Origin of the sequence: Synechococcus sp. UW179A, from assembly GCF_900473965.1 — a bacterium.
GTDB lineage: Bacteria > Cyanobacteriota > Cyanobacteriia > PCC-6307 > Cyanobiaceae > Synechococcus_C.
Window position 1 is genome coordinate 34,252 of record NZ_UCNJ01000032.1, and the last position, 25,752, is coordinate 60,003.

Genomic DNA, 25,752 nt, shown 5'->3' on the forward strand with positions numbered 1-25,752 from the left:
TGATTACTCGGAGCTGGGATGGCAGCGGACCAAAAAGACACATCTGCAGACGACAGCGCAGACGTCACAAGTATTGAGAACGAGTCCCCGAAGACTGCTGCTCCAGCTGCCAAGGCTGAACGCCTCAACCCTGCCGAGCTGATCAGACAGTTTGAGCAGGCGCAGCAGAAAACCGACCTACCCGAGATCTATGTCGGCGATACCGTTCGAGTCGGCGTTCGCATCAGTGAAGGCAACAAGGAACGCGTCCAGCCCTACGAGGGAGTGGTGATTGCCAAGCGTCATGGCGGGGTGAATCAAACCATCACGGTCCGTCGGATTTTTCAGGGCATCGGCGTTGAAAGAGTTTTTATGCTGCATAGTCCTCAAGTTGCCTCCATCAAGGTGGAGCGCCGAGGTAAGGTACGACGGGCGAAGCTTTTCTATCTGCGGGAACGGGTGGGCAAGGCCACCCGCGTGAAGCAGCGCTTCGATCGCTGAGGCTTAGGCCTCGTTCAATCCAATGCCATCGCGTTTGTGATGGTCGAGGGGCCCATCGCCTTGCGCCGTTAGTTCAGTTGGTAGAACGCAGGTCTCCAAAACCTGATGTCGGGGGTTCAAGTCCTCCACGGCGCGTCCGATGGCCCCTTCTGCAGTTTCCTAGTTTCGAGCATGGAGTTGGATCTTCAACCTGGTGATGTGGTCAAGGTCCTCGAATCAGCCGCCCTCGGCTGGGTTCGTGCCCGTGTCATTCGCGTCAAATCCGGAGGACGTGTGGTCGTTCAAAGCGATCAGGGCCGTGAGTTCACTGCCCGTGGCAATCAAGTCCGTTTGATTGAGCCTGCAGGTTTCCGCCCTTGACCAAGGCGAACCCATCCCTGCACGGGATCACCGAGACCGGTGGCTGTGGCCACCGGTTTTTTATGCCTTCCGAGAATGCTGTCGGGGAGCACAAACTTTTGTGTTTGCACAGGGGTTCAACCCTGATTGGCAAATGGCGCATCTTGAAGCAGAACCCATGTCTTGCTTTAAAACCACGCGTGTATTGACGGAGGGCAGGGCAACAGTCGATACTTTCGATGTCGCGTGAGCGACACAGATCAGATTCCAACGCACTAGCACCGTCGATCTGAATCCGATCTGGGACCGTAGTTCAACCGGTTAGAGCACCGCCCTGTCACGGCGGAAGTTGCGGGTTCGAATCCCGTCGGTCCCGTTCTTCATCCCGAGCCACACCATGGTGCGTGTTCGTCTGGCCCCGAGTCCAACGGGCACTCTCCACATTGGGACGGCAAGAACAGCGGTCTTCAACTGGTTGTTCGCTCGAAACCAGAAAGGTCAGTTTCTGCTGAGAATTGAGGACACTGACAAGGAGCGCTCCAAGCCCGAATTCACCGCCAATATCCTCGAAGGACTGTCATGGCTGGGAATCGACTGGGATGAAGATCCCACGATCCAGAGCAAGCGGGTCAACGAGCATCGTGCTGCCATCCAGACGCTGCTCGACAGAGGCCTCGCCTACCGCTGCTACGCCAGCGAAGAGGAACTCGCAACCATGCGAGAGGTCCAGAAAGCGGAGAACAGAGCCCCTCGCTACGACAACCGACACAGACAGCTCACAACGGAGCAAGAAGCGTCATTTCAGGCTGAGGGCCGTGAAGCGGTGATCCGCTTCCTGATCGATGACGGTGAAGACATCCACTGGCGTGATCTTGTCCGTGGACCGATGCATTGGCGTGGAGCTGATCTCGGAGGTGACATGGTCATTGCCCGTCGCGCTCCCGCCGACCAGATCGGAGACCCTCTTTACAACCTTGTGGTTGTGGTCGATGACGCGGCCATGGCAATCACGCATGTCATCCGAGGCGAGGACCACATCGCCAACACAGCCAAGCAGCTTCTGCTGTATCAGGCTCTGGAGCTGACCGCGCCGACCTTTGCCCACACCCCGCTGATCCTCAATGCCGAGGGGCGCAAACTCTCCAAGCGGGACGGCGTCACATCGATCAATGAGTTCCGGTCGATGGGGTACACGGCGGAGGCGATCGCCAACTACATGACTCTGCTGGGCTGGTCCGTTCCCGAAGGAATGGACGAACGCTTCACCCTCATGCAGGCAGCCGAAGTCTTCAGCTTCGATCGGGTGAACAAAGCTGGGGCGCGGTTCGACTGGGACAAGCTCAACTGGCTTAATGCACAGGTTCTGCACGGACTTACATCGCAGCAACTGCTGAATGACCTCTCGCCGCTCTGGCTCGAGCAGGGGTGGAGCCTCCCTGAGGACGTGAACTGGAGCCTGGCCTTATGCGAACTGCTCGGCCCGTCTCTCACCCTGCTGAAGGACGGCATTGACCAGGCAGAACCCTTTTTTACCTGCCCTGAGCTTGAAGACGATGGGCTCAAGCAACTAGAAGCCGATAGAGCCAAGCAGGCGATCGGTGAGCTTGTGCAGTCGCTCGAGAATGATCCATGGGACGGTCATGACACCTCAAAGGCACAGGAACTGCTGACCAATGCCGCAAGCAAAGCCGGAGTCAAAAAGGGTGTTCTGATGAAATCGTTGCGTGCTGCTCTGCTCGGCCGTCTCCAGGGACCAGATCTGATCACAACCTGGTCATTGCTGGCCAGGGTCGGGCAGGACCTGCCCCGTCTGAAGCGCTGCTTCACCTGACTCTTCAGGCTTGGATTGAATCAGACCTAAAACTCGTGCCAAGGGCTGGGCCGTCAGACCCTGCAATCCCACAGTCATCAGAATCGTGAGAAACACAAGACCCTGAAGTCGGCCTGCCCCGAGGATCCCGGCCTGCTCAAGACGAATAGAAAACAGAGATGCCACGGCGGCCGTCACAATTCCTCTCGGCGCTAGCCACCCCATGAACAGACGTTGACGCCAGTCAAGTGGCAATCCGATCGTGGCAACGCCCACTGCCGCGGGACGCACCAGCAGCATCAGCACCAAAACACAACTGACGCCACCCCAGCCGAGAGGACTGAGTTCAGCCCACGACACATCAGCCGCCAGCAGCGGGAACAGCATCGTGATGGCCAGTCGGGCCAGTTCGCGAATCAGCTCATCCAGCTGAGCGGCCTGCGTTGATGGACGACGGCCCACCACAACACCTGCAGCGACTGATGCCGGCAGACCGGACTCGGGTAGCAACCATTCGCAAATGGCAAACATCAGAAAAAGAACACCAAGGGTCAACTGCAGGCGTAAGCCCACGGCATGGTCTGAAGGCAAACGTTTCAACAGCTCGGCAAGCAGCCATCCAACTGCGACTCCGATCAGCACCCCACCACCCAGGCGGAACAGCAGACCAATCGCAAGACCTCGCCAACCGTAGAGATCACCAAGCAGCAGCTCAAGCAGCAACAGTGCAAGCACGGCTCCCACGGGCTCGAGCACCAATCCCTCCGCTTCGAGAACATCCCCGAGGGGAGGAGCCAGGCGAATCTGTTGCACGATCGGCGTGACCACCGTGGGGCCCGTACCCAAAACAATGGCGCTGTAGACCGCAGACACGGACCAACCCAATCCGGCCAGCCAGTGCGCGGCCAAGATTCCCGCTCCCAGCGACAGCAGCAAACGCAGCACTGAAATCCGCAGCACGGTCGCCTTGATGGTGTCTCCGGGCAAGCGCAGATTCAGCCCACCATCAAATAGAACAAGACTCACGAGCAGGCCAACGGTGGTCTCCAGGCCCTCGCCCAGGTCCAGAGGCTCCACCAAGCCAAGACCGGATCGTCCGATCAGCAATCCTGACAACAGCAACAGCACCACCCCTGGCAGTCCTGACAGAGCGGCGAGCAATCGAGCCCCGGCCCCGGCGAACACCGTGATGCCCCAGAGCAGTCCGAGCCTCTCAGGCGTCATCGATGGATGCGAATTGCGGTTCCACACGCAAACCGATGACCGCTTCGGGGCGAATCACCAGATATTCCCCTTCGAGATCCCCAAGGGGGACATTCACAAAAGCCTGACCACTCCCGCCGCTGGCCAGTGCCTGGTACCACTCCTGAAAGGACTCGAGAGTAGGGAAATACACGACCTCAATTTGACCTCCCGAGAGGTGAAGCGAAATCTTGTAGCGGCGCGGACTGCGTGTCATCAGCGAACCGTACAGGCCCAGGGGGAAAGCGCCCTCCCAGCAGCCACATAAAGCGGGTGACGCGGTTGACCGCTGCGGGTGGTACCGATCACCAGTGGAGGAGCCCCATGACATCTCACAGCCAGAGCCCTGGTGAGCATCTGGACCACTTGCTGGTCGCGGAGATGCAGGGAGCCCAGCGCACCCCAGCCCAACCACAGGTCGCAGGCCGGTGAGCGGGACCATGTCTCAAACCAGCTATTCAGTACTCGATTGGAGTTTGGCCCCACAGGATCAACGCAATGACGCAAAGCCTTTGGAGATGGAGAGATCTTCCCGAACAAATTGAGGACCACCAGCTGGTGGTAGCTCCAATCGCGCGCGAAACCCTGCAGACGTTTCAGCGTGGGGTCGTCACGACAACCATCGGCCAGAGAAGGATTGAGGCCGACAAACAGGAGAACCTTGAAGGGATGATGCGGAGACGGCCTGAGAATTGGACGACGCAGCATCCAGCGATAACGCCCGCAGGGACTGAAGGCGGCATCAGCCGTTGAGTAAGGCAAGGGCAGCTTCAAGAATCCTGCCGCTGGCGCGACCATCTCCAAAGGGGTTCACAGCCCTGGCCATCTGCTCATAGGCCATCGGATCGTCGAGGAGGCGTGAGGCCTCACGGGAGATTGAATCACTATCCGTTCCAACCAACAAGGCAGTACCGGATTCCACAGCCTCAGGTCGTTCAGTCGTGCGACGCAGCACCAAGACTGGCTTCCCCAGCGCGGGAGCTTCCTCTTGAAGACCTCCGGAATCCGTGAGCAGCAGGGTGCACCCTTTCATCGCAGCGACCAGTCGGTCATAGTCAAGGGGCTCGGTGAGGACGACCCTGGGATGGTCGCCGAGCAAAGCACGAAGAGGCTCCCGAACTGTTGGATTGCGATGCAGAGGCAGCAGCAGCACGACTTCAGGATGGCCTTCAAGAACCTGAAGCATGCCCGCCGCGATGCTGTTCAGTCGCTCTCCCCAATTTTCACGCCGGTGGACCGTGGCCAAAATCACACGCTGGTTGGTCCAATCGACGGGCAGATCAGAAAGAGCAGGGGCCTGCTCAGCCATATGCAGGAGCGCATCGATAACAGTGTTGCCAGTGACCATCACACGGCCGACCACACCAGAGGCGTTCAGGTTGGCTTCAGAGCGCTTGGTGGGAGCGAAATGCAGCTGGGAAACCTGGGAGATCAGACGGCGGTTGGCCTCTTCTGGGAATGGGTCTAGAAGATTGTCCGTTCGCAGACCGGCCTCCACATGGCCAACGGGAATCTGCTCATAAAAGGCAGCCAGGGCAGCGGCGAAGGCCGTGGTGGTGTCTCCCTGCACCAGCACTAAGCCGGGGGGAAAAGCCTGGAAGTCATCGCGCAAGCCCTGAAGCGCTGCGCAGGTGACATGGGTGAGGGTCTGGCGCGGCGCCATCAGATCAAGATCGTGATCAGCCTTTAACGCAAAGAGATCCATCACCTGAGTGACCATCTCTCGATGCTGTCCAGTCAGAACAACCCTTGTTTCGAGCGCTGAACAAGCCTGGAATTCCTGGATGACGGGTGCAAGCTTGATGGCTTCCGGGCGGGTGCCAAGGACAATGGTGACGCGGGGCCTGGCAGCCATAAACCGAGAATTGATTGCGAGATCCTAAGCGCGCTTCACTCAGCTCTCTTGAAGCGTTCACTTGCCAACAGCACAGTTGTGGCGAAGCTGAGCAAAGACGTCCGAAACTTGCGTGAGCCAGCCGATCTTTCCACCGGGCTTTCCCACCGGGGCCGTCTCCTCACCAGGACATCCATCACCAACCGCCGCTGCAAGCAGCGAAGGACAGGAGGAGTCCCCCAGCTTGGAACAGATCGTGCGCATCGCCCATGAAAAGGGGCATTCAGACGTTCATCTTGGCGTCGGTGAAGTTCCCCGATACCGGGCCCGTGGCGAGATGCTGACGACGGAGTGGCCCTGCACAACTCAGCAAACCTTCCAGCGCTGGCTGAGAGAAATCCTGACTCCCCAGCAGATCGATGATTTCCATCAGATCAAGGAATTCGATGGGGCCCACGCATTTGCTTTTGTGCGCGTGCGCATCAATCTCCTGGATTCCCTGCGTGGGCCAGCGATGGTTCTGCGACTGATTCCCCAGACAATCCTGACCCTTGAGCAGCTGAAGCTGCCCGATGTTCTGCGTGAGCTGTCGGCACGACCCAAGGGGCTCGTCCTAATCACTGGCCCAACCGGATCCGGGAAGAGCACAACACTGGCAGCGATGATCGACTGGATCAATCGAAACCAGACTCGCCACATCCTCACCATTGAGGACCCTGTCGAGTTCGTTCATACGAGCCAACGCTCACTGATCCGCCACCGGGAAGTCGGATTGCACACCCTGAAATTTCACAATGCTCTGAAAGCAGCACTCAGGGAAGATCCCGACGTCATTCTTGTGGGGGAGATTCGCGATCAGGAAACCCTAAGCACAGCGCTGGAAGCCTCTCAGACGGGTCATCTGGTGTTTGGAACACTGCACACAAATTCAGCTGTCAAGACTGTGGAGAGAGTGCTCGGCATGTTCCCTCCAGAAGAACAGGAGAGCGTGCGCCGCTCTCTGTCGGAGTCACTACTCGGAGTGATCTCACAGGGCCTCATCCGCACCACAGATGGCAAGCGGGCCGCGTTCCACGACATCCTGATCAACACGGAGGCATGCAAGGACTACATCCAACGTGGAGCACTGGATGAAGTTGAAGAAATCATGGAGCGGAGCGGTTTCGACGGAATGGTGACCACTAATCAATGCCTGCAGAGTCTTGTGGAGCAGGCGAGAGTCGAAGCGGACCTCGCTGTGGCTCAGAGCCTGAAACCGAATGAACTGGCTCAGGCCTTGAGGGGGAGGGGTTAAGAGCGGGGTTCGATGCTCAGGCGGCTGGGGCACTGGAAGCGGAAACTCTGATCACAAACAGAATTCCGAGCGACACAGACAAACCCAGCATTGCCAGGCGTCCGTTCCAGATTTCTGCTTGAGGAGTAAAACCCCTACGCCAGGCATTCAATTCACCGGAATCAACCTCTTCAACATTGTTTTGTTGGCACGTCTCGGCCTTGATCGACATCACCCTGTTGCATTTCGGGACACCTTATGCACTGAATCTCAAAAAGGCGGATTCGATTGATACAGAGGAGCGCAGTTTTCAAGAGCCCAGCGTGCTGAAACACCGAGAGCCAAGGAACTGGAGATGGCCTCGGATTGCAAACGTCCAAGCGCCGCGGCGCCAACCATCGCTGCGTTATCAGTGCAATAGCTGAGTGGTGCCAAGTGCACCTCAACCCCCTGATCAGCGCCTCTGGCATGCATGCATTCACGCAACCGTTGATTGGCAGCCACGCCGCCCACCATCACCAGTGTCGTCAGGCGGAGATCGGAACAGCATCGGAGGCTGCGATCGACCAGTACATCCACAACGACCTGCTGGAAGCTTGCAGCCAAATCAGCCAGGGGCAATGGCTGGTCCCAAGTCCGACAAGCCTCCACCTGACGAAGCATCGCCGTTTTGAGTCCACTGAAGGAAAAGTCGTAGGGGTAGTAGCCCCCTCCGGGTTTTGAGACGCGGCCTTTCGGAAGGGTAAAACGGGTGGTATCACCCTCAACGGCAGCAGCCTGGATCGCCGGACCTCCCGGGTACTCCAGTCCCAGCAGACGAGCCACCTTGTCAAAGGCTTCACCAGCGGCGTCATCATGACTGCGCCCAAGCCGCTCCAGCACTCCTGTTGCATCGACGCGAATCAGTTCCGTGTGTCCACCGCTCACCAGCAGAACGAGATAAGGCGGTGCTGGTGGAGACAACGCCAGCCGAACAGAGGCCAAATGAGCTTCAAGATGGTGAATGGCGATGAAAGGTCGGTTGTGCAGTGCCGCCAGGGTGCGTCCCGTCACGGAACCCACCATCAGGGCCCCAACAAGACCTGGTGTCACAGTGGCAGCAATGGCATCCAGATCACTGATCGGCAGTCCCGCTTCATTGAGCGCCTGATCGATCAAATGAGGTAAGGCTTCCACATGCCTGCGTGAGGCGATCTCTGGCACCACGCCGCCCCACTGGGCATGCTCCTCAATCTGGGATGCAATCTGATGCGACAGCACCTGCAAGCGACCATCGCTCTGCTCCACCACAGCTGCGGCAGACTCGTCACAACTTGTTTCGAGGGCTAGGACCTTGGCCATGCAGGTCAACAGGCTCCATTACTGTCCATTTGATACATCCTGCCTCTCCAGGGCAGGCTCAAGAGGCACCGTTCCGATGCGTCGTTTCTTCGCCCTCGCGCTTTCGGCCTTACTAGTCTTCGGTTTTGCGCCAGTCGCCAAAGCTGATGTAGCAGGATTGACCCCCTGTTCTGAAAGTGCACGCTTCCAGCAACGTGCCAGTGCAGCTTCAACTCCACAGGCCGTAGCCCGCTTCAAGATGTACAGCAAAGCCTCCTGTGGTGAGGACGGTCTTCCTCATCTGATCGTTGACGGTCGCTGGAACCATGCTGGTGATTTCGTACTCCCCGGACTGATGTTTCTCTACATCACCGGAACCATTGGCTGGGCCGGACGTGATTATCTCAAGGCCATTCGCGGTCGCAAGGACCAGAACATGCTCGAGATCCAGCTGGACATGAAACTGGCGTTGAACTCCGTTGTCAAAGCAGCGACATGGCCTGTTGCTGCCATTGCAGAGTTCAATAGTGGCAAGCTCACAGAAAGTGATTCGAAAATCACAGTTTCACCACGCTGATTACAAAAGCTCCTCTCCCTAACTGCCAAACGATGAAAAAATTTCTCTCCACTGCACCTGTAGTTGCAGCCATTTGGTTCACGTTGACTGCAGGCATCCTGATCGAGTGGAACAGATTCTTCCCCGATCTACTGTTCCACCCGCTCTGAAAATTCAAGTTTCGTACAGCCCCATCAACCGCTCAAGATTGTTGAGAGCGGTTTGGAGGTCATCGTTAACGACAACAGCATCGAATTCTTGCTGAGCTTTTAGCTCAGTCCGAGCGCGATCCAGTCGTTTGGCAATCGCGGCCTCTGCCTCCGTGCCGCGGCCGCGTATCCGTTGTTCGAGTTCTTCAAAACTCGGTGGTGCAAGAAAGATTTGTAGGGCTTGAGGAAAGCTTCGGCGCACCTGACGGGCACCCTCAAGTTCAATTTCCAGCAAAACGGGAGTTCCCGACTCAAGCCTGCCCAAGACTGGTTGCTTGGGGGTTCCGTAGCAGTTGCCGGCGAATTCAGCCCACTCCAGTAATCCTCCCTCGCTGACCAGTTGGTCAAATGATTTACGCGAATGAAAGAAGTAGTGAATCCCATCCTGTTCACCCTCCCGAGGAGCCCTGGTGGTAGCCGAAACAGAAAGCCAGAGCTGCGGATGACGCTCAAGTAGGCGTGTCACCAAAGTCCCTTTGCCAACGCCGCTGGGGCCTGTTAGCAAAGTGAGCCTGGCGTGGCGATCGATCGTTGCCATGGCTTGTGTGCAGTCAGGCAGCACGGTAGGAAGGCACCCCAGTCGAAAGGCCACCGGATAGCGATGGCGAACAGCACGCTTCAGGTGATGGACCTCACCAGCCTTCGAGCGGTGCTGGGGGATCTGCGAACACAGATCATTCCAAGTCGCTTTGAAAAAGCTCAACAACCGAATCAGCAGAGTCTGCAGCTGGGCTTACGAACCCTCAAAGGGATGGTCTGGCTGGAACTCAGCTGGCAGGCAGACGCCGCCAGACTGGTTCAGATCCCCTCTCCCAGCAAGATTGGGAGTGGCAGCACGCTTGCTCAGCAGGTTCAGCACGGCTTGAAACAGCTGGCCCTGGTTGAACTAGAGCAGAGTGACTTTGAGCGGGTTGTGCTGTTGCATTTCGCTCCACGCCCAGGCGAGGAAAGCGTGCGCACGTTGGTTCTCGAGATGATGAGTCGCCACAGCAATGTGCTGCTGCTGGATAAACAGAAGCGGATCACCGCCATTGCCAGACAGGTGAGACAGCACCAGTCACGGGTACGGCCGCTGAGCAGTGGGGATGCCTACGTCCCGCCACCATCACTTCAGAGCCTGCCACCAAGCCTCGAGGAACCGTTCGAACAGTGGAAGCGCAGACTGAGTCTGGTCCCGGTCGAGCTGGGCAAAGCGCTGCGCGACACCTATCAGGGCATTAGCCCCGCTCTGACAAGGCAACTCATCAACTTTCCCTCAAAACATGAGGCGCCGTTACCGCTCTCAGCCAGCACTCCTGTGGCAGAAATCAGCGACAACCAATGGCTGCTGCTGCATCAACGCTGGACGCGATGGCTGAATTATCTCAATTGTGGCGATTTCATCCTTCACTTCGATGAGTCCGGTGGCTACCGCGTTTGGAATGATCCGGCCGACTCAGCAAGTGAAGGCGAATCTCTCAGCCTTCGTTTAGGGCTGTATTACCGGAACCATCTCAACCAGCGACAACTGATGAGAGAGAGCCAGGAGCTGCAACAGCTTTTAGAACAGAGCCGACAACGGGAACAGGCACAACGTCTCGAACAGGTCGAGCGACTGCATGCCAGTGATGGAGCCGATGATCTTCAACACCAGGCCGATGCCATTCTCTGTCAGGCCGCTCCTGACAGAGACAGCATTGACCAGGCCCAGAAGCTTTACCAGCGCGCGAGACGACTGCGACGATCCATTCCCCTGATCGAAGAACGACTGGTCCATCACGATCAACGCCTTGAGCTGATTGAAGGCAGCGAAAGCTTCCTGGCAGATCTGATGCAGGCGGATTGGGACGATGCTGACGATCGCAACCGACAACTGCGTGAGCTGAGGGCCGAACTGGAGGATCTGCTAACCCCTCGCCGCCGCCGTCGCCATAGCGGTCCTCCCCCGCGGCACCCCCAGCCATTGGAGATCCGCTCCGAGCATGGGTTGGTGATTCAGGTGGGGCGCAATCACCGCCAGAACGAGTGGATCAGCCTGCGCCAGGCTCGGGCAGGGGACCTCTGGTTTCATGCACAGGAGTGTCCGGGAAGCCATGTCGTGCTCAAGGCCTCGGCAGCAGCTGCTTCGGAACTGGACCTGCAGCTTGCGGCAGACCTTGCGGCCTGGTTCAGCCGTGCGAAGAGAAATCGAAGGGTGCCGGTGGTGATGACTGGCGTAGAACATCTGCAGAGAATCCCTGGCACTGCACCAGGAACCGTGAGACATCGTCAGGCCGAGCTGGTCTGGGCGGAACCTGACCGTGCACACAAAACCCTTCAAGCTTGGGACCCCCTAGCCTGACTTCAGTTCACTGCTCACTCACCTCTGACGCCGATCTCGCCTGAAGAGTCCCCGAAGCTGTCACCGCCGCCGCCGATTCGGATCGGAGTTCAGGACGGTCCTCCCAACGACGTGGAGATGCCTCTGGTTGATCATCTGGAGGAGCTGCGTCAGAGAGTGCTGCGCAGTCTTGTTGCAGTCGTTGTCTGTGCCTTGGCCTGCCTTCTGGCCGTGCGGCCTCTGGTGAGAATTCTTGAAGAGCCCGCTGGTTCGATCCGTTTCCTGCAACTGGCTCCTGGGGAGTTTTTGTTCGTGTCCTTCAAAGTGGCCGGCTATGCAGGGCTCACGCTGGCACTTCCCTACGTGCTGTATCAGGGGCTTGCCTTTGTTCTGCCAGGCCTCACCCGTAGAGAGCGCCGACTGATTGCGCCGTCGGTGGCGGGATCAGCGGTTCTATTCATGGCAGGGCTTGCCTTTGCATGGTGGGCACTGGTGCCAGCGGCCCTGAATTTTCTTGTCAGTTATGGCGCTGATGTCGTTGAGCCCATCTGGTCGATTGAGCGCTATCTGGACTTCGTTCTGCTGCTCATGTTGTCGACCGGATTGGCCTTTCAGCTTCCTGTTCTTCAGCTTCTTCTAGGAGTCTTCGGCCTGGTCAACTGGCAACGCATGCTCTCGGCCTGGCGCTGGGTTGTATTGATCTCAGCCCTGGCCGGTGCCGTCCTGACTCCGTCCACGGACCCGGTCACCATGTTGTTGCTGGCTGGGGCGATCACAGCTCTCTATCTGATCGGAGTGCTGCTTGTTGCAGCAGTTCAGCGGTTCAGAGCAGAAACTCCTCCAGAGTCCCCTCCCCCTGCAGCTGCAGACTGAGCGCCTTTCCAAGTCGCGGCTTGTCTCGGGTCGTGAGCAACCAGTCACGAACAGTCTCCGCTTCTCCGAGTCTGTTAACGATTTCCAAGACTTCCGCAAGATGAGCCCGGTAATCGGGCTCATCCAAAGGGAAGGACTGTTGCTCGAGGTAAGCCCACATCACCTGGATGTACATCCGCCTCCGTCTGGTGACGAGCTGCAGGTCATAACTGGCTTGCCAGCGAGATCGCAGCAGGTCGATCACTTCATCGACAGACAGAGGGCGTGACTCCCCCGAGGAGGAGTGATCAGCGAGCACTGGTGAAGACCTTAAACATCAATGAAAATCCAGTGTCCGCAAAGTGTGACACGCCCCTATAGCGCCCATAATGGGCCCCATCCAGTGCCCAACGAACGTCAGCCATGACTCAGATGCCAGCCGCTGATGTGCCCGGAATGGGCCGCAGGCAGTTCATGAATCTGTTGACTTTCGGGTCCGTGACCGGTGTCGCGCTCGGAGCGCTCTATCCGGTGGTGAATTACTTCATTCCTCCGCGAGCTGCAGGAAGCGGTGGGGGCACTAGTGCCAAGGATGAACTCGGTAACCCTGTGACGCTGACAGGCTGGCTGAGTGATCACCCCACAGGTGATCGCAGCCTTGTCCAGGGACTTAAGGGAGATCCCACTTATTTAATTGTTGAAGGTGAAGACGCCATCGGCAGTTATGGCATCAATGCCATCTGCACCCACCTTGGCTGTGTCGTCCCCTGGAACAGTGGTGCCAACAAGTTCATGTGCCCCTGCCATGGCAGCCAATACGACGCCACCGGCAAGGTGGTAAGGGGCCCTGCGCCCCTCTCTCTGGCCCTCGCCAACGTGAGCGTTGAGGACGACAACGTTTTCGTGAGCCAGTGGACCGAAACCGACTTCCGAACAGGTGAGAAGCCCTGGTGGGGCTGATCAACAACCTTTTCCCACCGCTCTCTCAAACACGCCTCCGATGCGCCGAATTCTTTCCCCACTTTTCGCAGCCCTGATCCTGGGCTTTGCCGTGTTCACGGCTCCTTCAAGCAGCTGGGCTTACCCCTTCTGGGCTCAGCAGAACTATGCATCTCCAAGAGAAGCCACAGGCAAGATCGTCTGCGCAAACTGCCACCTGGCCAAGAAAATCACCCAGGCAGAGGTTCCTCAATCCGTTCTTCCCGACACGGTGTTCAAGGCGGCAGTGAAAATCCCTTACGAGCAAGGGCTCCAGGAAATCGGTGCAGACGGCAGTGATGTTGGTTTACAGGTCGGAGCTGTGATCCAGCTGCCCGACGGCTTCACCCTGGCCCCCCAGGATCGCTGGACTGATGAGATCAAAGAGGAAACGGAAGGTGTTTATTTCACTCAATACAGCGACGATCAACCCAACATTCTTCTGGTAGGTCCGATTCCAGGCGATCAGCACCAGGAAATCGTTTTCCCTGTCCTCTCCCCTGATCCTGCCACCGACAGCAACATTCACTTCGGCAAATACCAAATTTTCGTGGGAGGTAACCGAGGCCGCGGTCAGGTCTATCCCACCGGAGAGAAGAGCAACAACACTGTCTACACCTCTCCCGCCAGTGGCACTGTCTCAGCCATTGAGGACGGGGACAATGGAGCCAAGGTCATCACCATCGACACCGCTGATGGCGAGAGCAGCACAGAAACCATTCCCGTGGGTCCTGCTCTGATTGTCGGAGTCGGTGATGCCATTGAAGCCGGTACTTCCCTAACCGACGACCCGAATGTGGGTGGTTTCGGTCAGGTTGATGCTGAAGTTGTGCTTCAGAACCCCGTACGCATTTATGGTCTATTGGCGTTCTTCGCAGCTGTTTCGCTTGCCCAGATCATGTTGGTTCTGAAGAAGAAGCAGATTGAGAAGGTGCAAGCCGCTGAGGGTGTCTGAGATCAGTGTTGGTCCCTGCAATTTTTACGTCCCCTGGGCCCGAGCTGTTTCAGCTCGGGCCTTTCGTACTGCGTTGGTACGGACTTCTGATTGCAGTTGCCGTTCTGATCGGACTCAATCTCTCAAGCTGGCTGGCGCGAGAGCGTGGCCTTGACGCCAATCTGATCAGCGATCTGCTGCCGATCCTTGTGCTTGCCGCAGTGATCGGCGCGAGAACCTACTACGTCGCCTTCGAGTGGAGTTCCTACCAACGCTCATGGTGGGATGTATTCGCGATCTGGAAAGGAGGTATTGCTATTCATGGAGCACTCCTAGGAGGCTCACTGGCGGTGATTCTGTTCTGCCGCTGGCGACGGGTGCCCTTCTGGGATGTTTTGGACGTGTTGGTGCCCTCAGTAGTACTGGGACAGGCCATCGGGCGCTGGGGAAACTTCTTCAATTCGGAAGCATTTGGGGTCCCCACCGATCTGCCTTGGAAACTTTTTATTCCCGAAGGAAACCGGCCAGGTGTATTCAAAACTTCTGAATACTTCCACCCCACATTTCTCTACGAATCCCTCTGGAACATCGGAATTTTTGTGTTGTTAATGGTTCTTTTCAGACTTGGACGCGAAAGGAAGATCTCACTGCCCTCAGGAGCTCTCAGTTGTGTTTATCTGCTCAGTTACAGCCTTGGTCGCATCTGGATCGAAGGCTTGAGGATCGACCCGCTCTGCCTTGGCGGACAACCTCCCTTCTGTGATGGGGGCCTGCGCATCGCTCAGCTGATGAGCCTCAGCTTGATGGCCATCGCCGGCTTCGGGTTGTTCTGGCTGTATGGACGCAAGTCGCCTCTTCCGGATCCAGGCCTGAAACAGGCAGACCCTTCATGACCATGATCTCGATCGTGGGTGCTGGCCCGGGAGCACCTGATCTACTGACACGCCGTGCCGAAGACCGCATTGTCAACGCTGATGTTCTGATCTGGACCGACTCACTGGTATCTCCCCAGATCGCCGATCTTGCGCCCGCCGGGTGTGAACGGGTCCGGACCAGCACTCTCACTCTGGAACAGGTTCTTCCCCTGATGATCGAACGTGCCAGCAGTGGAAAGAGAGTGGTGCGTCTTCACGATGGCGACCCCTGTCTGTATGGAGCTCTCAGTGAACAGGTCTGCGGACTTGCCGATGCAGGAATCGAGGTGGAAGTTGTTCCTGGCATCAGCGCCTATCAGGCAACCGCTGCTGCGCTCAAGGCGGAACTGACGATCCCAGGCCTGGTTCAAACCATCGTGCTGAGTCGTAGCGGAGGCCGAACCGGCGTTCCTGAACGAGAAGATCTGAGACACCTGGCAAACCTACGAGCCTCGCTCTGTCTTTACCTGAGCGCCCGCCATGTGGATGAGGTCCAATCCACGCTGCTTGAGCATTACCCAGCAGACACCCCGGTCGCAATCGGCTATCGGGTCAGTTGGCCTGATGAATCACTGGACTTGGTTCCTCTCGATCAGATGGCAAAGATCACGCACGATCGCAATCTGATTCGCACCACGCTGTATGTGATCAGTCCAGCCTTTCATTCAACCAATCAGCGATCAAAACTGTATTCGCCTGATCATGACCACTTGTTCCGGCCCAGGCAGTGAAAAATTGGGACAGATGGTGTTTTAAGATTGCCTTATAGGGCGATTAGCACAGTGGTAGCGCACTTCCTTCACACGGAAGGGGTCACTGGTTCGAATCCAGTATCGCCCATCTTGTTAAACCCTCGCTTTACAAGGGTTTCATCTGATTCACAAGCTCGGATGCCGTTCGGGAACAGCCTCAAACAAGTCAACAAAAACCACAAGCGAGAGACTAATTAGCGGAATTGATCTTTATAATTTTAATCTTAAAAACTTAATCCGCGATTCACTCCAATGAAGTGGTCTTGTCAGGTCTCCTGAGTCATCTTTGCGATGAAGCCATGATCACGCTTCATCCATCCATAGATTGCTCCATGGAGGGCTCCAAGAAGACCAGTTCCAACTACATTCAACACAGCAGATTTCATTTGTCATGGCAAAGGGCTACTGGATAAGCACTGGCACGATTCACACTCCGCTGGCCATGGTCCCTTACATCAGCCGACTCACTGAATGGCTACCCACTGTCGGGGCAAAATTTCTTGTGCGTGATGTCCAGTGTGATGTTCGTGAAGGCTCCCCTGGTTCCTTGAATGTGATTATCGAGTTCCCATCTTTGGAGTCAGCCGTATCCGCCTATGAGTCAACGGACTATCAATCCTTGATTGAGCTGCGCACACCCCACTCTGATCTCACCCTATCGATCTCGGAAGAGCTGGTTGCCTAGATCTTCGGGGTGTTGATCACTACGGATATTTTGACGATTTTCGTGCAAGATCACACAGTCTTCGGGTCAACACCGGAGATGCGTCGAACCAAGGGGGGGTGGGACCCTCCTTTTTTTTGGCTGATACGCGCCGCTGGGCATGACGACTACAGCCAATCCGCCGTTCTGTAAGCCGATGCGCCAAGATCCCAACACTTTTCGGATCACGCGATGCTTCGAATGAACAACCCGATTCTTCAAAGAATTTGGTCAGTCATCACCTGGAGATGGCGCATGCAAATCGCCCTCAATGCTCCGTTTGCATTGCTCTGGGTTGCTGATAAAACCAATCCGGCAGTGCATTCCTTCAATATGACGGCTCTCACAGCAATGCATGCTGAATGGCTGGCACCGATGATCGGCATCGCTTGAAGTTTCCACCTAAAACACCGATCAGCGCTGACGGAGCGTGAGTAACCAAAGCCAGATTGCGAACAGTGTCCCAACCGGAACCACGATCACAAAAAGCTGGGCGATCACCAGATTGCGAACTTCAGGGTCCATCGTTCAGAAGGGAATCACAAGCGACCAACGTTTGCGTCTGTATCGCCATCGCTTGCCCGTGTCTTCCACTTTTGGGACTTCCCCTGCATTGAACCCTTTCGGGTCTCCAGGATTGCCGCTGACCTCGACAGCATCTTGCATTGGCAACTCATAGCCCACAAATTGGTCACCTTCTTTTTTGCAAGAACGCACTGGATCTTGTGAATAGCTGGTCCATAATCCTGCTCTGCGCACGCTGTAACGACCAGCAGATTCCGCCCACCGATTGCATGCCCGTAAGGCTGACTCCGACGACTCATATCGACTGAGGGCCTGAATGAAGCTAATGAGGTTGGGAACCTGAGTCACAACCAGAGCCGCCAGAAGCAACTGAGTAATCCGGGTTGATTTCATCAAGCTGTGCTCACTCCCTCACAATCACCAAAAAGCTGATGCCATGCAAAAAACAAGGCTCAGTCATGCCTAGCCGCAATTAGGGAAGGCCGAATTCGGATGTGGCAACTCTCTGTGTGTGCCTCCTGGCACTGACAGAACAGCAAATCAAGCTTAATTTCACGGCAATTGTTCAGTGAGGGTCGGATGTGGTTGTCGGATTCCGAGCAGGCGAAGGATGGAACAACCGTCTCAACCCTGCAGGAGATCGGTGAACTGCTCCGTCAGGCTCGGGTTAAACAGGGTTTGAGCTGCGATCAACTGGCTCAGTCTCTAAAAATGGGCAGCGAACAATTGCAGGCTCTTGAAAATGGTGATCTGGAGAGGCTTCCTGAACCGGTTTTCATCAAGGCGATGACCCGCAGGGTCGCCTCCAAGCTCAGCCTCGATAGCGACTCCCTGATCAAAAGACTTCAAGAGGTTCTGCCGGCTCCCAAAGCCGCTAATAACTTGTCTGGCTCTCTTGCTGGCAGTGGTGCTGCCAACGGCGGTGTCGCAAAGGCTGGTGCGGCAACACGGTCTAAAAGTAGCGACACCGTTGTCTTGCCATGGCAGCGCCTGGCCTTGGCTGCTCTGGCGGTCGGGGCTGTGACTGGTGGAGCGATGGTAGTGGCCAGTCAGCGTCGCTCCATTGAGCCTGCACCGATCAAGGCTGCAACGATGTTGGAACAACCCACTGAAACAACCAAAACCCAACCCACTTCACCTCAGCAGAAATCTGCGGGATCGATCTCCATCAGCAGCAAAGAACCCAGCTGGCTCTCAATCCGCAATGGCGAAGGCAAGGTTGTTTACGAGGGAACCCTCTCTGACAGCAAATCCCTGCCTGCAGGATCCAATCTGGAGATCTATGCCGGACGGCCCGACCTGGTCTTGATCAGTCATGGAGACGAAGTACCCAGGCCCCTAGGGCCCATTGATCAGGTGCGCTGGTACAAGCTCAATCCTGAACTCTGACCTTGAGGTGCAAACCGGTGACATCCCTCACCAGTGCTGAACAGCTTTCAAGACTCCACTGTTCAAGACTGAGGTTCTGATTCAGACGCTCCGGCACCAGCTCCAGAATCAGATCATTGCCTTTCACATCCGCTCTCAAGGTCTGAACAACGGGATCGGGACGTCGATCAAGCGCTGCGGCCAGACGTAGTAACAGAGCCATCTCAGACACTGTCCTGCGGTTATCCCGGGTCTGAAGGGCCTGCCAAGACTCATGACGCTTCTTGGGAAGACTGCGACGGTGATAACGGGCGATGGCCGCAATCATCAAATGTTCAGATTCGGAGTAACCCAGCAGCTCGCCATGGCGGATGAGATACCAGGAATGCTTGTGATAGGCACTGAGATTGATGTGCTGACCACAGGCATGAAGCATGGCCGCAGCCCAGAGAAGATCCCTGCCGGATCCACTATCTCGGTGCAAGGTCTTGTGGGTGCTGTCATAAAGGTTGAGGGCGTGGCTGGCAACTCGCTCGGCACGGGCCTGATTGACCGCAAAACGTTGCACCTGATGGATCACGGTGCGCTGGCGGATGCTGCTCTGAAAACTGAAGCGGTCTTCCAGGAGACCATGACGCAGCATCCAATCCACGATCAGACCCTCGCGCAGCGCCCTCTCGCTTAGAACCAGTTCATCAACTGCCAGCATCTGCATGGTGGTTTGCAGGATGAGCGAACCGGGCACGATGATTTCTGCACGGCGATCGTTGATGGCCGCTAAGCCACGGCGCTGCTCAGGTGTCATGACGGCCAGACGATCCACGACACGGTTCAGACGTTGCCTTGAAACCTTGTAACCATGAAGCTTTAGAGGTGGCCGGTCGTCTTCGCTGGCCGCTAGAGCACCAATGGCCATTGCCGTGCCGCTGGTCGCGACAAGGACTGGTGTCTCTCCTGGCTTGATGCGTCGATGAACCTTGTCCACAGCTGGTTCAAGCGAGCCCTGGATGAAAGCCTGCAGAAATGAGCGTCGCTGGGGAGGGATCGGATCGTCCTTGACGAAATCCCGCTGCAGCCTCACCGCACCGACTCGTGTGCTGGTGAGAGCGCGGGCATCCCGACCATCCGCAAGGATCAGTTCCGTGGAACCTCCGCCGATATCCAGCACCAGATGTGGACGATCACCGAAGGGCATGCCTGACAGCACGCCCAGGTAGATCAGCCGTGCCTCTTCTGGGCCACTGACCAAATCCACATCAAGATCGAGTTCATCTTTGATTGTTTGCAGAAAGTCCCTGCCATTTGGAGCCTCCCGTACAGCACTTGTCGCAGCAACAACAATCTGCTCAACCTGATGGCTCACGGCCAACTCACGAAAACGGCGAAGGCTCTCCAACCCTCTTGTCATCGCTTCGGGTGTCAGTTCGCCTGTTTCAGGGTCTCTTTCCCCCAGACGGGTATTGGACTTTTCGGCCAGATCGATGCTGAAGGTCCCAAGGGCCACATCCACCGAAGCGACGAGCATGTGGGTGGAATTGGTACCCACGTCAATGGCTGCCAAAGTCCTGACTTTTGGCGATCCACTCAGATCACTGTTCGATGACTGCTTGGCCCTCTGATTGCTGGGATCCACCGCGGGTGCTGGGGAAGACTCGGCACCTGGCATGGCGCACCGTGATGGAGACGAGCCCACTCTGCCATCGGTGCTCCGGGCCGAGTCGCCGCTGATTAAGGTTCCGAAAATTCAAGTTTCGGGTTCTGCGCACTGTGACTGGCACGACCTTTTCTCGCGTCATGTCGCCCTGGGTGGCTCTGCTGCGATGGAACAAACCAAGCGGGCGCCTGATTCTTCTTGTGCCAGCAGGGTGGAGTCTCTGGCTCGCTCCGGACGCTCCTCCCCCTGCGTTATTGGTGATGCAGATCCTGATCGGCGGATTGGCTGTGAGCGGGGCCGGCTGCATCGCCAATGATCTCTGGGACCAGACGATCGACAGTGAGGTAGAACGCACCCGCCAGCGTCCCCTCGCCAGCGGTGCGCTCAGCCGTAGACAAGCAACTGCTGGGCTGGTGCTGCTGCTGGCTCTGGCCCTGGCGGTCGTGCTCAGCCTTTCGACCCAAATGCTGCTCTGCCTGCAACTGGCAGTCCTAGCCCTCCCTCCGATCCTGATCTACCCCTCCGCCAAACGCTGGTTCCCTTTCCCTCAGGCGGTGCTGGGAGTCTGCTGGGGCTTCGCGGTGTTGATCCCCTGGGCGGCGTTCACAGGAAGCATCACCCCATCCATCCCCCTGATTGGCTGCTGGTTCTCCACCCTGTGCTGGACCTTCAGCTTTGACACGGTCTACGCAATGGCCGACCGGCCTGATGATGCGAAGCTCGGCCTGCGCAGCAGCGCATTGACTCTCGGCCGCAATGCCATTAGGACCGTTCGAGCTGGATATGGGCTCACGTCGGCATCCCTGGCCATCGCGGCCGCAGCCGCCGATGTGGGAGTGCTCTTCTGGCCCTTCTGGGTCATCGCAACCATTGGGCTGTGGCGCTCCACACATACCCTGCGAGCCAGTGAGCAACAACCAGCAGCTGTCTATGCCCGTCATTTCGGACGTCAGGTCCAAATCGGAGCCTTGCTGCTCATCGGCCTGGTGCTTTCACCTATGAGCTGATGCCGCAATCCGAACATCTTTGGTCATTGCCCAGTCCCTTAAAGGTGGGCGACAGAGTCAACATCGCTGCACCAAGCTCGGCGATCTGCGATGAAACCAGCCTGCTTGCAGGAATCGCCGTGCTCAAGTCATGGGGGCTGACAGTGAACACTCCGACCTGCCATGGACGGCACTGGGGCTACTTAGCAGGGCGCGACAGTGAACGATCAAGTGATTTGTCTGCTGACGCTGGGGTCGCACTGCTGGCCTGTGCCCGAGGTGGCTGGGGAGCAGCCCGTCTTCTTGAACAGGCCGTCCCCTGGAGAAAGGGATGGTTTCTTGGCTTCTCTGATGTCACAGCCTTGCTCTGCAGCCGCATGGCGAGCGGCTTTGGGGGAGGCATCCATGGACCACTGGTGACAACGCTGGCGAGCGAACCGAACTGGAGCCAACAGCGTCTTCACGATCTCCTGTTCGGACATCCAGTTGCGTCTCTCCAAGGGACCTGCTGGGCAGGCGGCGTTGGGATAGGCCCGTTGCTCACGGTGAATCTGACGGTGGCATCGCACCTGCTCGGCAGCCGTCACTTACCGGATCTACGAGGAGCGATCCTGGTGATCGAAGACGTGGGTGAAGCTCCCTATCGCCTTGATCGGATGCTCACCCATTGGCGGTTGGTGGGCGCACTGCAGGATCTGGAAGGCATTGGATTCGGGCGATTCAGCGGTTGCGATGACGCTGAGCAGAGCGAGTCTGAACACACATTCAGCTTGGAGCAAGTTCTGCGTGAACGCACTCAGGACCTGGGTTGTCCTGTGGTTGCAGATTTGCCCGTGGGTCACGGCAACGGAGGCAATGCGGCTCTGCCGATGGGCGTTCTCGCTCAACTGGATGGCAACAGCGGCACCCTAAGCCTGGAGCTACCGACTCATCGCTGACCAAGCACAGCTTCCGCCACAGTGAGATCGAACGGAGTGGTGACCTTGATGTTGGCGGGTCCCGCATCCAGCACCCTGACTGGCCATCCCAGGCGTTCAAACAGGGAGGCATCGTCGGTAACCGACCAACCAAGGGCCTTGGCCTTTGCATGGCCTTCACGCAGAGCAGCAACAGCAAAACCCTGGGGGGTTTGCGCTGCCCAGAGCTCTGCTCGATCTGGTGTTTCAGCGATAAGTCCCCCTCCTTTTACACGCTTGATCGTGTCGGTCACAGGAGTCGCAGCGATCACGGCATCCCCGCCAAGGACCTCTGCAGCGCAGCGGTTGAACAGGCTTGGATCGACGAGACAACGTGCACCGTCATGGATCAAGACATGCTCCGCATCCCCCGGGAGTGCGACCAAACCTCGCTCCACCGATTCCTGGCGTGTGCTGCCACCTTCGATCCAGGCAACAGGCTTGGGCGCGGCCTGCAGAAGGGAGGCAATCTCGTGTTCATCTCCAGGCTGACCGATGACCCCGATCCAACCGATCTCTTCAGCCGCAAAAGCCGACTCCAACGTCCAGGAAAGTAGGGGCTTGCCCCGAAGCTCGAGCAGGAGTTTGTTGCGATCAGCTCCCATTCGCCGGCCGCTGCCAGCTGCGGCAATCAACAGATGCACAAGCGACTCCTGCTGCCAGCAGTCTGAAACGGCCTCCATACAATCAGCTCGCACCCCCTGTGCTGCTGGTTCATGCGCGTTCTCGCTCTCAGCCCCGGAAGCCTTCAACAGCAGCTCGAGCGCCTGCCGGCTCTTGCGGCTGCCGCTGATCAGCTTGAGGCCAGCCTCCAGGTGGCCTGCGATCCATCCCATCGCGCGTTGTGGACGATGCTGCCAGCGGTGAAGAAAGTGATTCCCTTCCCTTTTGAAGCGACTCCGAACCTCTCGGATTGGGCCAACCTTCTGGGGCTAGTCAGGGAACCTGACTTCCAGGCATGCCTCAATTTCGCCACAGGGAAGCAGGTGAATTTAATGCTGTCGATGAGTCATATCCCGATGCGGGTGGCCACGGAAGGCTTTGCCAGTACGGCCTCCGCCACGGTGGAAGCAGGCTGGACGCCGCAGAAACTTGAAGCCTTTCTGTCCCCGATGGGGGTTTCTCTGAATGCCGATGCCTTTCGCCTCAGCCTGCCTGCGGATGCCATGGAGAAAGCCCGTAATGCTCAGCCCGCAGGGGATGGGCCTCTACTGCTGCTAGCGCCAAACACATTCCCTGGTGACTGGCCTCAGGAACGCTGGACATCACTCCCGGAGACCATCCGCAGCAAGCTGCCCCAGTTACGCAGCCTTGTATTACCGACTGACATGCCCATCGCCGAACGTGCCGCTGCCGTTGCCTGCGCTGATGTGGTGCTCAGCAGTTGTTCCCTGACCCAGCTGATTGCCACCTACTGCGGACTACCACTAGTTGCACTGGGTGCGAAAACAGACCAGCTTCCCCAGAGGGACATGATTCGCAGGCTCGACAACGAGGATCTGACTTCACTCTCGGTCCAGGATGTGATGCAAGCTCTCGGCTTCTGATGATGCGCCCCCGGCGGAGCAGACGAGACGATCTGCTCAGAGGCCGTCCACATCAACTGAGACACCTCGCACGCCCTTGGATGCTGCCGGGACTGGCACTGACCGCGTTGGTCCTCGGAGGAGCCATCGGTTACCGAATTACTGAAGGATGGGACTGGGGAGATTGCCTGTGGATGGTGCTGATCACGATCAGCACGATTGGCTATGGGGAAGTGGAGCCTCTGTCCCAGCCGGGGAGATTGGTCACGGTTTTGATCATTGCCGGAGGACTTCTGGTTGTTCAGCTCTCGATTCAACGCGTGCTGGGCTTGTCAGAATCCGGATACTTCCGTCAAGTACGGGAGCTGAGGTTTCGCCGGATGTTGCGGCGCATGAAAGACCACGTCATTCTCTGCGGCTACGGCAGGATCGGTCGTGAGATCAGCGAGCAGCTGCTGCTCGAAAAGGCACCAGTGCTAGTGGTCGAACTCGACCCTTTACGCAAAAAAGCTGCTGAAGAACGCGGACTGAAGGTGCTCCAGGCCGACGCCACCCTGGACGAAACACTGATGGAGGCCGGCCTCGATCGTTGCCGAAGCCTAGTGACCGCATTGCCCAGCAACGCAGCCAATCTCTACGTAATCCTGAGCGCCCGCGGACTTGAACAGCGATGTCGCCTCATCGCCCGCGCTGACAGCGAGGAGGCGGCGGCAAAACTTGAACTAGCTGGCGCCAGTGTGGTGGTGAGCCCTTACGTCGCAGGTGGTCGACTGATGGCGACGACGGCCTTGCGCCCCCTTGCGGTCGACTTCACGGATCTGCTGGCGGGGTCCGACTGCGAAATCGAGGAATTCCGCCTCAGTGAAGATCCTCTGCTGATGAGTCAGATCGCCCACCGCAGCCTGCAGGAACTTGACCTGGCACGGCGCACCGGTGCCATGGTGCTCGCCATCCGTGACAACAACACCCTGTCGGCCAATCCCAATGGAGAGGTGACCCTGGAACCGGGCCAAATGCTCGTGGTGATGGGTAGCAAGCAGCAACTGGAGGACCTGCGTCGGATTCTTGGTGACGCCATTGACGCAGTGGAAACCATGCGAGGCATGCAGGCGACTGAATGAAAGCTGGTTCTGCAGGTCCGTACGATCAGCCGGTCACAGGTTCTTGCATGAGCAGCATCCGCACCCTCGATGGCCAGATCGCTCTGGTGACAGGAGCCAGCCGTGGAATTGGTCGAGCCGTTGCCCTCGCCCTGGCTGAGGCCGGTGCTGAGGTGGTTGTGAACTATTCCAGCTCACCCGATGCGGCCGAAGTGGTGGTCAGTGAAATCAAAGATTCTGGAGGTGAGGCCTACGCCCTTCAAGCGAATGTGGCCGACGAGGAAGCTGTGAACGGTCTGATCAAGACCGTGATCGAGCGAAGTGGAAGAGTCGACGTTTTAGTCAACAACGCCGGCATCACCCGCGATGGGCTGCTGATGCGGATGAAGACCGAAGACTGGCAGGCCGTCATCAACCTGAATCTGAGTGGTGTCTTCCTCTGCACCAGGGCCGTGACCCGCCCAATGCTCAAGCAGAAAAGCGGAAGGATCATCAACATCACCTCTGTTGTGGGCCTGATGGGCAACGCCGGCCAGTCCAATTACGCCGCAGCCAAGGCCGGCGTCGTGGGATTCACCAGAAGCACCGCCAAGGAGATGGCCAGCCGTGGCATCACCGTGAATGCAGTAGCTCCAGGTTTCATCGCAACCGATATGACCAAGGACCTTGATGCAGAAGGGATCCTCGCCGCCATCCCCCTGGGGCGATTCGGAACTCCAGAACAGGTTGCCGGGGCTGTGCGGTTTCTGGCAGCCGACCCTGCTGCGGCCTACATCACCGGTCAGGTTCTGCAGGTTGATGGCGGCATGGTGATGGGCTGATCAGGGTCTGCGGCGGCCTCATGCATCACGGCTCAAGCGGTTGCCCCAGTTCATCCCTGAGTTTGCGGATTCGCTGCAGCAATCTGAATCTGCGACTGCGCTCTGTCGCGGTGAGAAAGATGCGCAGCGGCACGTAGACCAAGGCCATGATCCCGGCCAGGCCGGTCAGTAGAACAAAGAACAGTGCCCCTGAATTGGCCATGGATTAACGCTAACGAGCGCAGCGGCCTCCAGCAGATATCAGGGAGCGATGATTCGGCTTTCCCCACTTCCAGCAACGAGTCAAACGTCCAGCCGTTGTGGGACATTGACGAGCGGGTA

General features: G+C 57.5%; 32 protein-coding genes and 3 tRNA genes. 23 read left to right on the forward strand and 12 right to left on the reverse strand.

Going from position 1 to position 25,752, the window contains the following annotated elements; translation table 11 throughout:
* Nucleotides 1-18: 18 nt before the first annotated feature.
* The 5 genes from rplS to gltX all read left to right on the forward strand — a co-directional run bounded on the left by rplS (nt 19) and on the right by gltX (nt 2,650).
* The gene (gene rplS / locus DXY31_RS14395; protein WP_114994427.1) at nt 19-480 is read left to right on the forward strand and encodes a 50S ribosomal protein L19; all 462 of its coding nucleotides are present in this window, start codon (nt 19-21) and stop codon (nt 478-480) included.
* A gap of 62 nt (nt 481-542) precedes the next feature.
* Nucleotides 543-615 (forward strand) — tRNA-Trp (locus tag DXY31_RS14400).
* Nucleotides 616-651: 36 nt separating this feature from the next.
* On the forward strand, nt 652-840 hold the full coding sequence (locus DXY31_RS14405; protein WP_006043540.1) for a hyperconserved protein Hcp: 189 nt from the start codon (nt 652-654) through the stop codon (nt 838-840).
* Between the two features lie 281 nt (nt 841-1,121).
* Nucleotides 1,122-1,195 (forward strand) — tRNA-Asp (locus DXY31_RS14410).
* A 21-nt stretch (nt 1,196-1,216) separates the two neighbouring features.
* The gene (gene gltX, locus DXY31_RS14415; protein ID WP_114994428.1) at nt 1,217-2,650 is read left to right on the forward strand and encodes a glutamate--tRNA ligase; all 1,434 of its coding nucleotides are present in this window, start codon (nt 1,217-1,219) and stop codon (nt 2,648-2,650) included.
* On the opposite strand, the gene DXY31_RS14420 is transcribed toward gltX, so the two are convergent.
* The 4 genes from DXY31_RS14420 to wecB are packed head-to-tail and all read right to left on the reverse strand — an operon-like array spanning nt 2,594 to nt 5,726.
* Nucleotides 2,594-3,853, reverse strand: coding sequence for a sodium:proton antiporter (locus DXY31_RS14420; protein ID WP_114994429.1), 1,260 nt, complete (start codon nt 3,851-3,853; stop codon nt 2,594-2,596). The two genes, gltX and DXY31_RS14420, sit on opposite strands and share 57 nt — an antisense overlap.
* Nucleotides 3,843-4,088 (reverse strand): hypothetical protein, encoded by a 246-nt coding sequence (locus DXY31_RS14425; protein WP_114994430.1) that lies wholly within the window; start codon nt 4,086-4,088, stop codon nt 3,843-3,845. The genes DXY31_RS14420 and DXY31_RS14425 overlap by 11 nt, the downstream gene beginning before the upstream one ends.
* On the reverse strand, nt 4,088-4,669 hold the full coding sequence (locus DXY31_RS14430; protein ID WP_114994431.1) for a DUF1643 domain-containing protein: 582 nt from the start codon (nt 4,667-4,669) through the stop codon (nt 4,088-4,090). Before DXY31_RS14430 ends, DXY31_RS14425 begins: the two co-directional genes overlap by 1 nt.
* The gene (wecB, locus tag DXY31_RS14435) at nt 4,614-5,726 is read right to left on the reverse strand and encodes a non-hydrolyzing UDP-N-acetylglucosamine 2-epimerase (protein ID WP_114994432.1); all 1,113 of its coding nucleotides are present in this window, start codon (nt 5,724-5,726) and stop codon (nt 4,614-4,616) included. Before wecB ends, DXY31_RS14430 begins: the two co-directional genes overlap by 56 nt.
* Before the next feature lie 112 nt (nt 5,727-5,838).
* Here wecB and DXY31_RS14440 point away from each other — a divergent pair, with 112 nt between their 5' ends.
* Nucleotides 5,839-6,999: a type IV pilus twitching motility protein PilT gene (locus DXY31_RS14440; RefSeq protein ID WP_114994433.1), complete on the forward strand. Its 1,161-nt coding sequence runs from the start codon at nt 5,839-5,841 to the stop codon at nt 6,997-6,999.
* 16 nt (nt 7,000-7,015) lie between these two features.
* On the opposite strand, the gene DXY31_RS14445 is transcribed toward DXY31_RS14440, so the two are convergent.
* Both DXY31_RS14445 and tsaD read right to left on the reverse strand, forming a co-directional pair.
* A complete protein-coding gene (locus tag DXY31_RS14445) occupies nt 7,016-7,210 on the reverse strand; it encodes a high light inducible protein (protein ID WP_114994434.1) in 195 nt (64 codons plus the stop codon).
* A gap of 38 nt (nt 7,211-7,248) precedes the next feature.
* The gene (gene tsaD, locus DXY31_RS14450; RefSeq protein WP_114994435.1) at nt 7,249-8,319 is read right to left on the reverse strand and encodes a tRNA (adenosine(37)-N6)-threonylcarbamoyltransferase complex transferase subunit TsaD; all 1,071 of its coding nucleotides are present in this window, start codon (nt 8,317-8,319) and stop codon (nt 7,249-7,251) included.
* Between the two features lie 76 nt (nt 8,320-8,395).
* Between tsaD and DXY31_RS14455 the strand changes: the two genes are divergently transcribed.
* On the forward strand, nt 8,396-8,875 hold the full coding sequence (locus DXY31_RS14455) for a Photosystem I reaction center subunit III (protein WP_114994436.1): 480 nt from the start codon (nt 8,396-8,398) through the stop codon (nt 8,873-8,875).
* Nucleotides 8,876-8,907: 32 nt separating this feature from the next.
* On the forward strand, nt 8,908-9,024 hold the full coding sequence (gene psaJ, locus DXY31_RS14460) for a photosystem I reaction center subunit IX (RefSeq protein WP_066905917.1): 117 nt from the start codon (nt 8,908-8,910) through the stop codon (nt 9,022-9,024).
* A 4-nt stretch (nt 9,025-9,028) separates the two neighbouring features.
* Here psaJ and gmk read toward each other — a convergent pair whose 3' ends face one another.
* Nucleotides 9,029-9,601: a guanylate kinase gene (gmk, locus tag DXY31_RS14465; RefSeq protein ID WP_114994723.1), complete on the reverse strand. Its 573-nt coding sequence runs from the start codon at nt 9,599-9,601 to the stop codon at nt 9,029-9,031.
* A gap of 63 nt (nt 9,602-9,664) precedes the next feature.
* On the opposite strand from gmk, the gene DXY31_RS14470 reads away from it, so the two are divergent.
* Both DXY31_RS14470 and tatC read left to right on the forward strand, forming a co-directional pair.
* Nucleotides 9,665-11,383: an NFACT family protein gene (locus DXY31_RS14470; RefSeq protein ID WP_114994437.1), complete on the forward strand. Its 1,719-nt coding sequence runs from the start codon at nt 9,665-9,667 to the stop codon at nt 11,381-11,383.
* A 117-nt stretch (nt 11,384-11,500) separates the two neighbouring features.
* The gene (gene tatC, locus DXY31_RS14475) at nt 11,501-12,235 is read left to right on the forward strand and encodes a twin-arginine translocase subunit TatC (RefSeq protein ID WP_170953750.1); all 735 of its coding nucleotides are present in this window, start codon (nt 11,501-11,503) and stop codon (nt 12,233-12,235) included.
* On the opposite strand, the gene DXY31_RS14480 is transcribed toward tatC, so the two are convergent.
* Nucleotides 12,186-12,533, reverse strand: a complete 348-nt coding sequence (locus DXY31_RS14480; RefSeq protein WP_244279846.1) for a DUF3067 family protein — start codon at nt 12,531-12,533, stop codon at nt 12,186-12,188. The two genes, tatC and DXY31_RS14480, sit on opposite strands and share 50 nt — an antisense overlap.
* A gap of 104 nt (nt 12,534-12,637) precedes the next feature.
* Here DXY31_RS14480 and petC point away from each other — a divergent pair, with 104 nt between their 5' ends.
* The 7 genes from petC (at nt 12,638) to DXY31_RS14515 (ending at nt 16,888) form a co-directional block, all read left to right on the forward strand.
* A complete protein-coding gene (petC, locus tag DXY31_RS14485; protein WP_066905926.1) occupies nt 12,638-13,174 on the forward strand; it encodes a cytochrome b6-f complex iron-sulfur subunit in 537 nt (178 codons plus the stop codon).
* 40 nt (nt 13,175-13,214) lie between these two features.
* The gene (gene petA, locus DXY31_RS14490) at nt 13,215-14,147 is read left to right on the forward strand and encodes a cytochrome f (protein WP_114994439.1); all 933 of its coding nucleotides are present in this window, start codon (nt 13,215-13,217) and stop codon (nt 14,145-14,147) included.
* A 20-nt stretch (nt 14,148-14,167) separates the two neighbouring features.
* Entirely contained in the window at nt 14,168-15,019 is an 852-nt protein-coding gene (gene lgt, locus DXY31_RS14495) for a prolipoprotein diacylglyceryl transferase (RefSeq protein WP_114994725.1), read from the forward strand.
* Complete coding sequence (gene cobM, locus DXY31_RS14500) at nt 15,016-15,771, forward strand: precorrin-4 C(11)-methyltransferase (RefSeq protein WP_114994440.1); 756 nt, start codon at nt 15,016-15,018, stop codon at nt 15,769-15,771. The genes lgt and cobM overlap by 4 nt, the downstream gene beginning before the upstream one ends.
* Before the next feature lie 37 nt (nt 15,772-15,808).
* Nucleotides 15,809-15,880: transfer RNA gene (locus DXY31_RS14505), tRNA-Val, on the forward strand.
* A 303-nt stretch (nt 15,881-16,183) separates the two neighbouring features.
* Nucleotides 16,184-16,477: a DUF1330 domain-containing protein gene (locus tag DXY31_RS14510; RefSeq protein WP_114994441.1), complete on the forward strand. Its 294-nt coding sequence runs from the start codon at nt 16,184-16,186 to the stop codon at nt 16,475-16,477.
* 273 nt (nt 16,478-16,750) lie between these two features.
* Nucleotides 16,751-16,888, forward strand: a complete 138-nt coding sequence (locus DXY31_RS14515) for a hypothetical protein (RefSeq protein WP_244279848.1) — start codon at nt 16,751-16,753, stop codon at nt 16,886-16,888.
* 135 nt (nt 16,889-17,023) lie between these two features.
* Here DXY31_RS14515 and DXY31_RS14520 read toward each other — a convergent pair whose 3' ends face one another.
* Nucleotides 17,024-17,413 (reverse strand): hypothetical protein, encoded by a 390-nt coding sequence (locus DXY31_RS14520; RefSeq protein ID WP_114994442.1) that lies wholly within the window; start codon nt 17,411-17,413, stop codon nt 17,024-17,026.
* Nucleotides 17,414-17,605: 192 nt separating this feature from the next.
* Here DXY31_RS14520 and DXY31_RS14525 point away from each other — a divergent pair, with 192 nt between their 5' ends.
* Complete coding sequence (locus DXY31_RS14525; protein WP_170953726.1) at nt 17,606-18,409, forward strand: helix-turn-helix domain-containing protein; 804 nt, start codon at nt 17,606-17,608, stop codon at nt 18,407-18,409.
* Here DXY31_RS14525 and DXY31_RS14530 read toward each other — a convergent pair.
* A complete protein-coding gene (locus DXY31_RS14530) occupies nt 18,393-20,054 on the reverse strand; it encodes a Ppx/GppA phosphatase family protein (protein WP_114994444.1) in 1,662 nt (553 codons plus the stop codon). The genes DXY31_RS14525 and DXY31_RS14530 overlap by 17 nt on opposite strands.
* 101 nt (nt 20,055-20,155) lie before the next feature.
* On the opposite strand from DXY31_RS14530, the gene DXY31_RS14535 reads away from it, so the two are divergent.
* Both DXY31_RS14535 and DXY31_RS14540 read left to right on the forward strand, forming a co-directional pair.
* Nucleotides 20,156-21,049, forward strand: coding sequence for a 4-hydroxybenzoate polyprenyltransferase (locus DXY31_RS14535; RefSeq protein ID WP_114994445.1), 894 nt, complete (start codon nt 20,156-20,158; stop codon nt 21,047-21,049).
* The gene (locus tag DXY31_RS14540) at nt 21,049-21,966 is read left to right on the forward strand and encodes an LD-carboxypeptidase (protein ID WP_114994446.1); all 918 of its coding nucleotides are present in this window, start codon (nt 21,049-21,051) and stop codon (nt 21,964-21,966) included. The genes DXY31_RS14535 and DXY31_RS14540 overlap by 1 nt, the downstream gene beginning before the upstream one ends.
* Here the strand turns inward: DXY31_RS14540 and ispD are convergent.
* The gene (gene ispD, locus DXY31_RS14545; protein ID WP_114994727.1) at nt 21,957-22,628 is read right to left on the reverse strand and encodes a 2-C-methyl-D-erythritol 4-phosphate cytidylyltransferase; all 672 of its coding nucleotides are present in this window, start codon (nt 22,626-22,628) and stop codon (nt 21,957-21,959) included. The genes DXY31_RS14540 and ispD overlap by 10 nt on opposite strands.
* Before the next feature lie 72 nt (nt 22,629-22,700).
* On the opposite strand from ispD, the gene DXY31_RS14550 reads away from it, so the two are divergent.
* Genes DXY31_RS14550 through fabG form a run of 3 tightly spaced genes read left to right on the forward strand, consistent with a single transcriptional unit; the run spans nt 22,701 to nt 25,431 of the window.
* The gene (locus DXY31_RS14550) at nt 22,701-23,531 is read left to right on the forward strand and encodes a glycosyltransferase family 9 protein (RefSeq protein WP_114994447.1); all 831 of its coding nucleotides are present in this window, start codon (nt 22,701-22,703) and stop codon (nt 23,529-23,531) included.
* Nucleotides 23,531-24,631 carry a TrkA family potassium uptake protein gene (locus tag DXY31_RS14555; protein ID WP_114994448.1) on the forward strand — a complete coding sequence of 367 codons (1,101 nt, stop codon included), beginning with the start codon at nt 23,531-23,533 and terminating at the stop codon, nt 24,629-24,631. Before DXY31_RS14550 ends, DXY31_RS14555 begins: the two co-directional genes overlap by 1 nt.
* Before the next feature lie 47 nt (nt 24,632-24,678).
* Complete coding sequence (gene fabG / locus DXY31_RS14560; RefSeq protein WP_114994728.1) at nt 24,679-25,431, forward strand: 3-oxoacyl-[acyl-carrier-protein] reductase; 753 nt, start codon at nt 24,679-24,681, stop codon at nt 25,429-25,431.
* A gap of 25 nt (nt 25,432-25,456) precedes the next feature.
* Here the strand turns inward: fabG and DXY31_RS17140 are convergent, their stop codons facing one another.
* A complete protein-coding gene (locus DXY31_RS17140) occupies nt 25,457-25,633 on the reverse strand; it encodes a hypothetical protein (RefSeq protein ID WP_170953727.1) in 177 nt (58 codons plus the stop codon).
* Between the last annotated feature and the right edge of the window lie 119 nt (nt 25,634-25,752).

Excerpts from the sequence above, each read along its gene's own strand:
- petA (WP_114994439.1), top strand. The coding sequence starts at position 13,215 with ATGCGCCGAATTCTTTCCCCACTTTTCGCAGCCCTGATCCTGGGCTTT.
- DXY31_RS14405 (WP_006043540.1), top strand. The coding sequence starts at position 652 with ATGGAGTTGGATCTTCAACCTGGTGATGTGGTCAAGGTCCTCGAATCA.
- psaJ (WP_066905917.1), top strand. The coding sequence starts at position 8,908 with ATGAAAAAATTTCTCTCCACTGCACCTGTAGTTGCAGCCATTTGGTTC.
- DXY31_RS14555 (WP_114994448.1), top strand. The coding sequence starts at position 23,531 with ATGATGCGCCCCCGGCGGAGCAGACGAGACGATCTGCTCAGAGGCCGT.
- DXY31_RS14430 (WP_114994431.1), bottom strand. The coding sequence starts at position 4,669 with ATGGTCGCGCCAGCGGCAGGATTCTTGAAGCTGCCCTTGCCTTACTCA.
- gltX (WP_114994428.1), top strand. The coding sequence starts at position 1,217 with ATGGTGCGTGTTCGTCTGGCCCCGAGTCCAACGGGCACTCTCCACATT.
- DXY31_RS14530 (WP_114994444.1), bottom strand. The coding sequence starts at position 20,054 with ATGCCAGGTGCCGAGTCTTCCCCAGCACCCGCGGTGGATCCCAGCAAT.
- wecB (WP_114994432.1), bottom strand. The coding sequence starts at position 5,726 with ATGGCTGCCAGGCCCCGCGTCACCATTGTCCTTGGCACCCGCCCGGAA.
- DXY31_RS14515 (WP_244279848.1), top strand. The coding sequence starts at position 16,751 with ATGCAAATCGCCCTCAATGCTCCGTTTGCATTGCTCTGGGTTGCTGAT.
- DXY31_RS14540 (WP_114994446.1), top strand. The coding sequence starts at position 21,049 with ATGCCGCAATCCGAACATCTTTGGTCATTGCCCAGTCCCTTAAAGGTG.
- DXY31_RS17140 (WP_170953727.1), bottom strand. The coding sequence starts at position 25,633 with ATGGCCAATTCAGGGGCACTGTTCTTTGTTCTACTGACCGGCCTGGCC.
- petC (WP_066905926.1), top strand. The coding sequence starts at position 12,638 with ATGACTCAGATGCCAGCCGCTGATGTGCCCGGAATGGGCCGCAGGCAG.
- DXY31_RS14470 (WP_114994437.1), top strand. The coding sequence starts at position 9,665 with ATGGCGAACAGCACGCTTCAGGTGATGGACCTCACCAGCCTTCGAGCG.
- DXY31_RS14550 (WP_114994447.1), top strand. The coding sequence starts at position 22,701 with ATGCGCGTTCTCGCTCTCAGCCCCGGAAGCCTTCAACAGCAGCTCGAG.
- cobM (WP_114994440.1), top strand. The coding sequence starts at position 15,016 with ATGACCATGATCTCGATCGTGGGTGCTGGCCCGGGAGCACCTGATCTA.
- tatC (WP_170953750.1), top strand. The coding sequence starts at position 11,501 with ATGCCTCTGGTTGATCATCTGGAGGAGCTGCGTCAGAGAGTGCTGCGC.
- rplS (WP_114994427.1), top strand. The coding sequence starts at position 19 with ATGGCAGCGGACCAAAAAGACACATCTGCAGACGACAGCGCAGACGTC.
- DXY31_RS14425 (WP_114994430.1), bottom strand. The coding sequence starts at position 4,088 with ATGACACGCAGTCCGCGCCGCTACAAGATTTCGCTTCACCTCTCGGGA.
- DXY31_RS14420 (WP_114994429.1), bottom strand. The coding sequence starts at position 3,853 with ATGACGCCTGAGAGGCTCGGACTGCTCTGGGGCATCACGGTGTTCGCC.
- tsaD (WP_114994435.1), bottom strand. The coding sequence starts at position 8,319 with ATGGCCAAGGTCCTAGCCCTCGAAACAAGTTGTGACGAGTCTGCCGCA.
- DXY31_RS14510 (WP_114994441.1), top strand. The coding sequence starts at position 16,184 with ATGGCAAAGGGCTACTGGATAAGCACTGGCACGATTCACACTCCGCTG.
- fabG (WP_114994728.1), top strand. The coding sequence starts at position 24,679 with ATGAGCAGCATCCGCACCCTCGATGGCCAGATCGCTCTGGTGACAGGA.
- DXY31_RS14455 (WP_114994436.1), top strand. The coding sequence starts at position 8,396 with ATGCGTCGTTTCTTCGCCCTCGCGCTTTCGGCCTTACTAGTCTTCGGT.
- DXY31_RS14445 (WP_114994434.1), bottom strand. The coding sequence starts at position 7,210 with ATGTCGATCAAGGCCGAGACGTGCCAACAAAACAATGTTGAAGAGGTT.
- gmk (WP_114994723.1), bottom strand. The coding sequence starts at position 9,601 with ATGGCAACGATCGATCGCCACGCCAGGCTCACTTTGCTAACAGGCCCC.
- DXY31_RS14520 (WP_114994442.1), bottom strand. The coding sequence starts at position 17,413 with ATGAAATCAACCCGGATTACTCAGTTGCTTCTGGCGGCTCTGGTTGTG.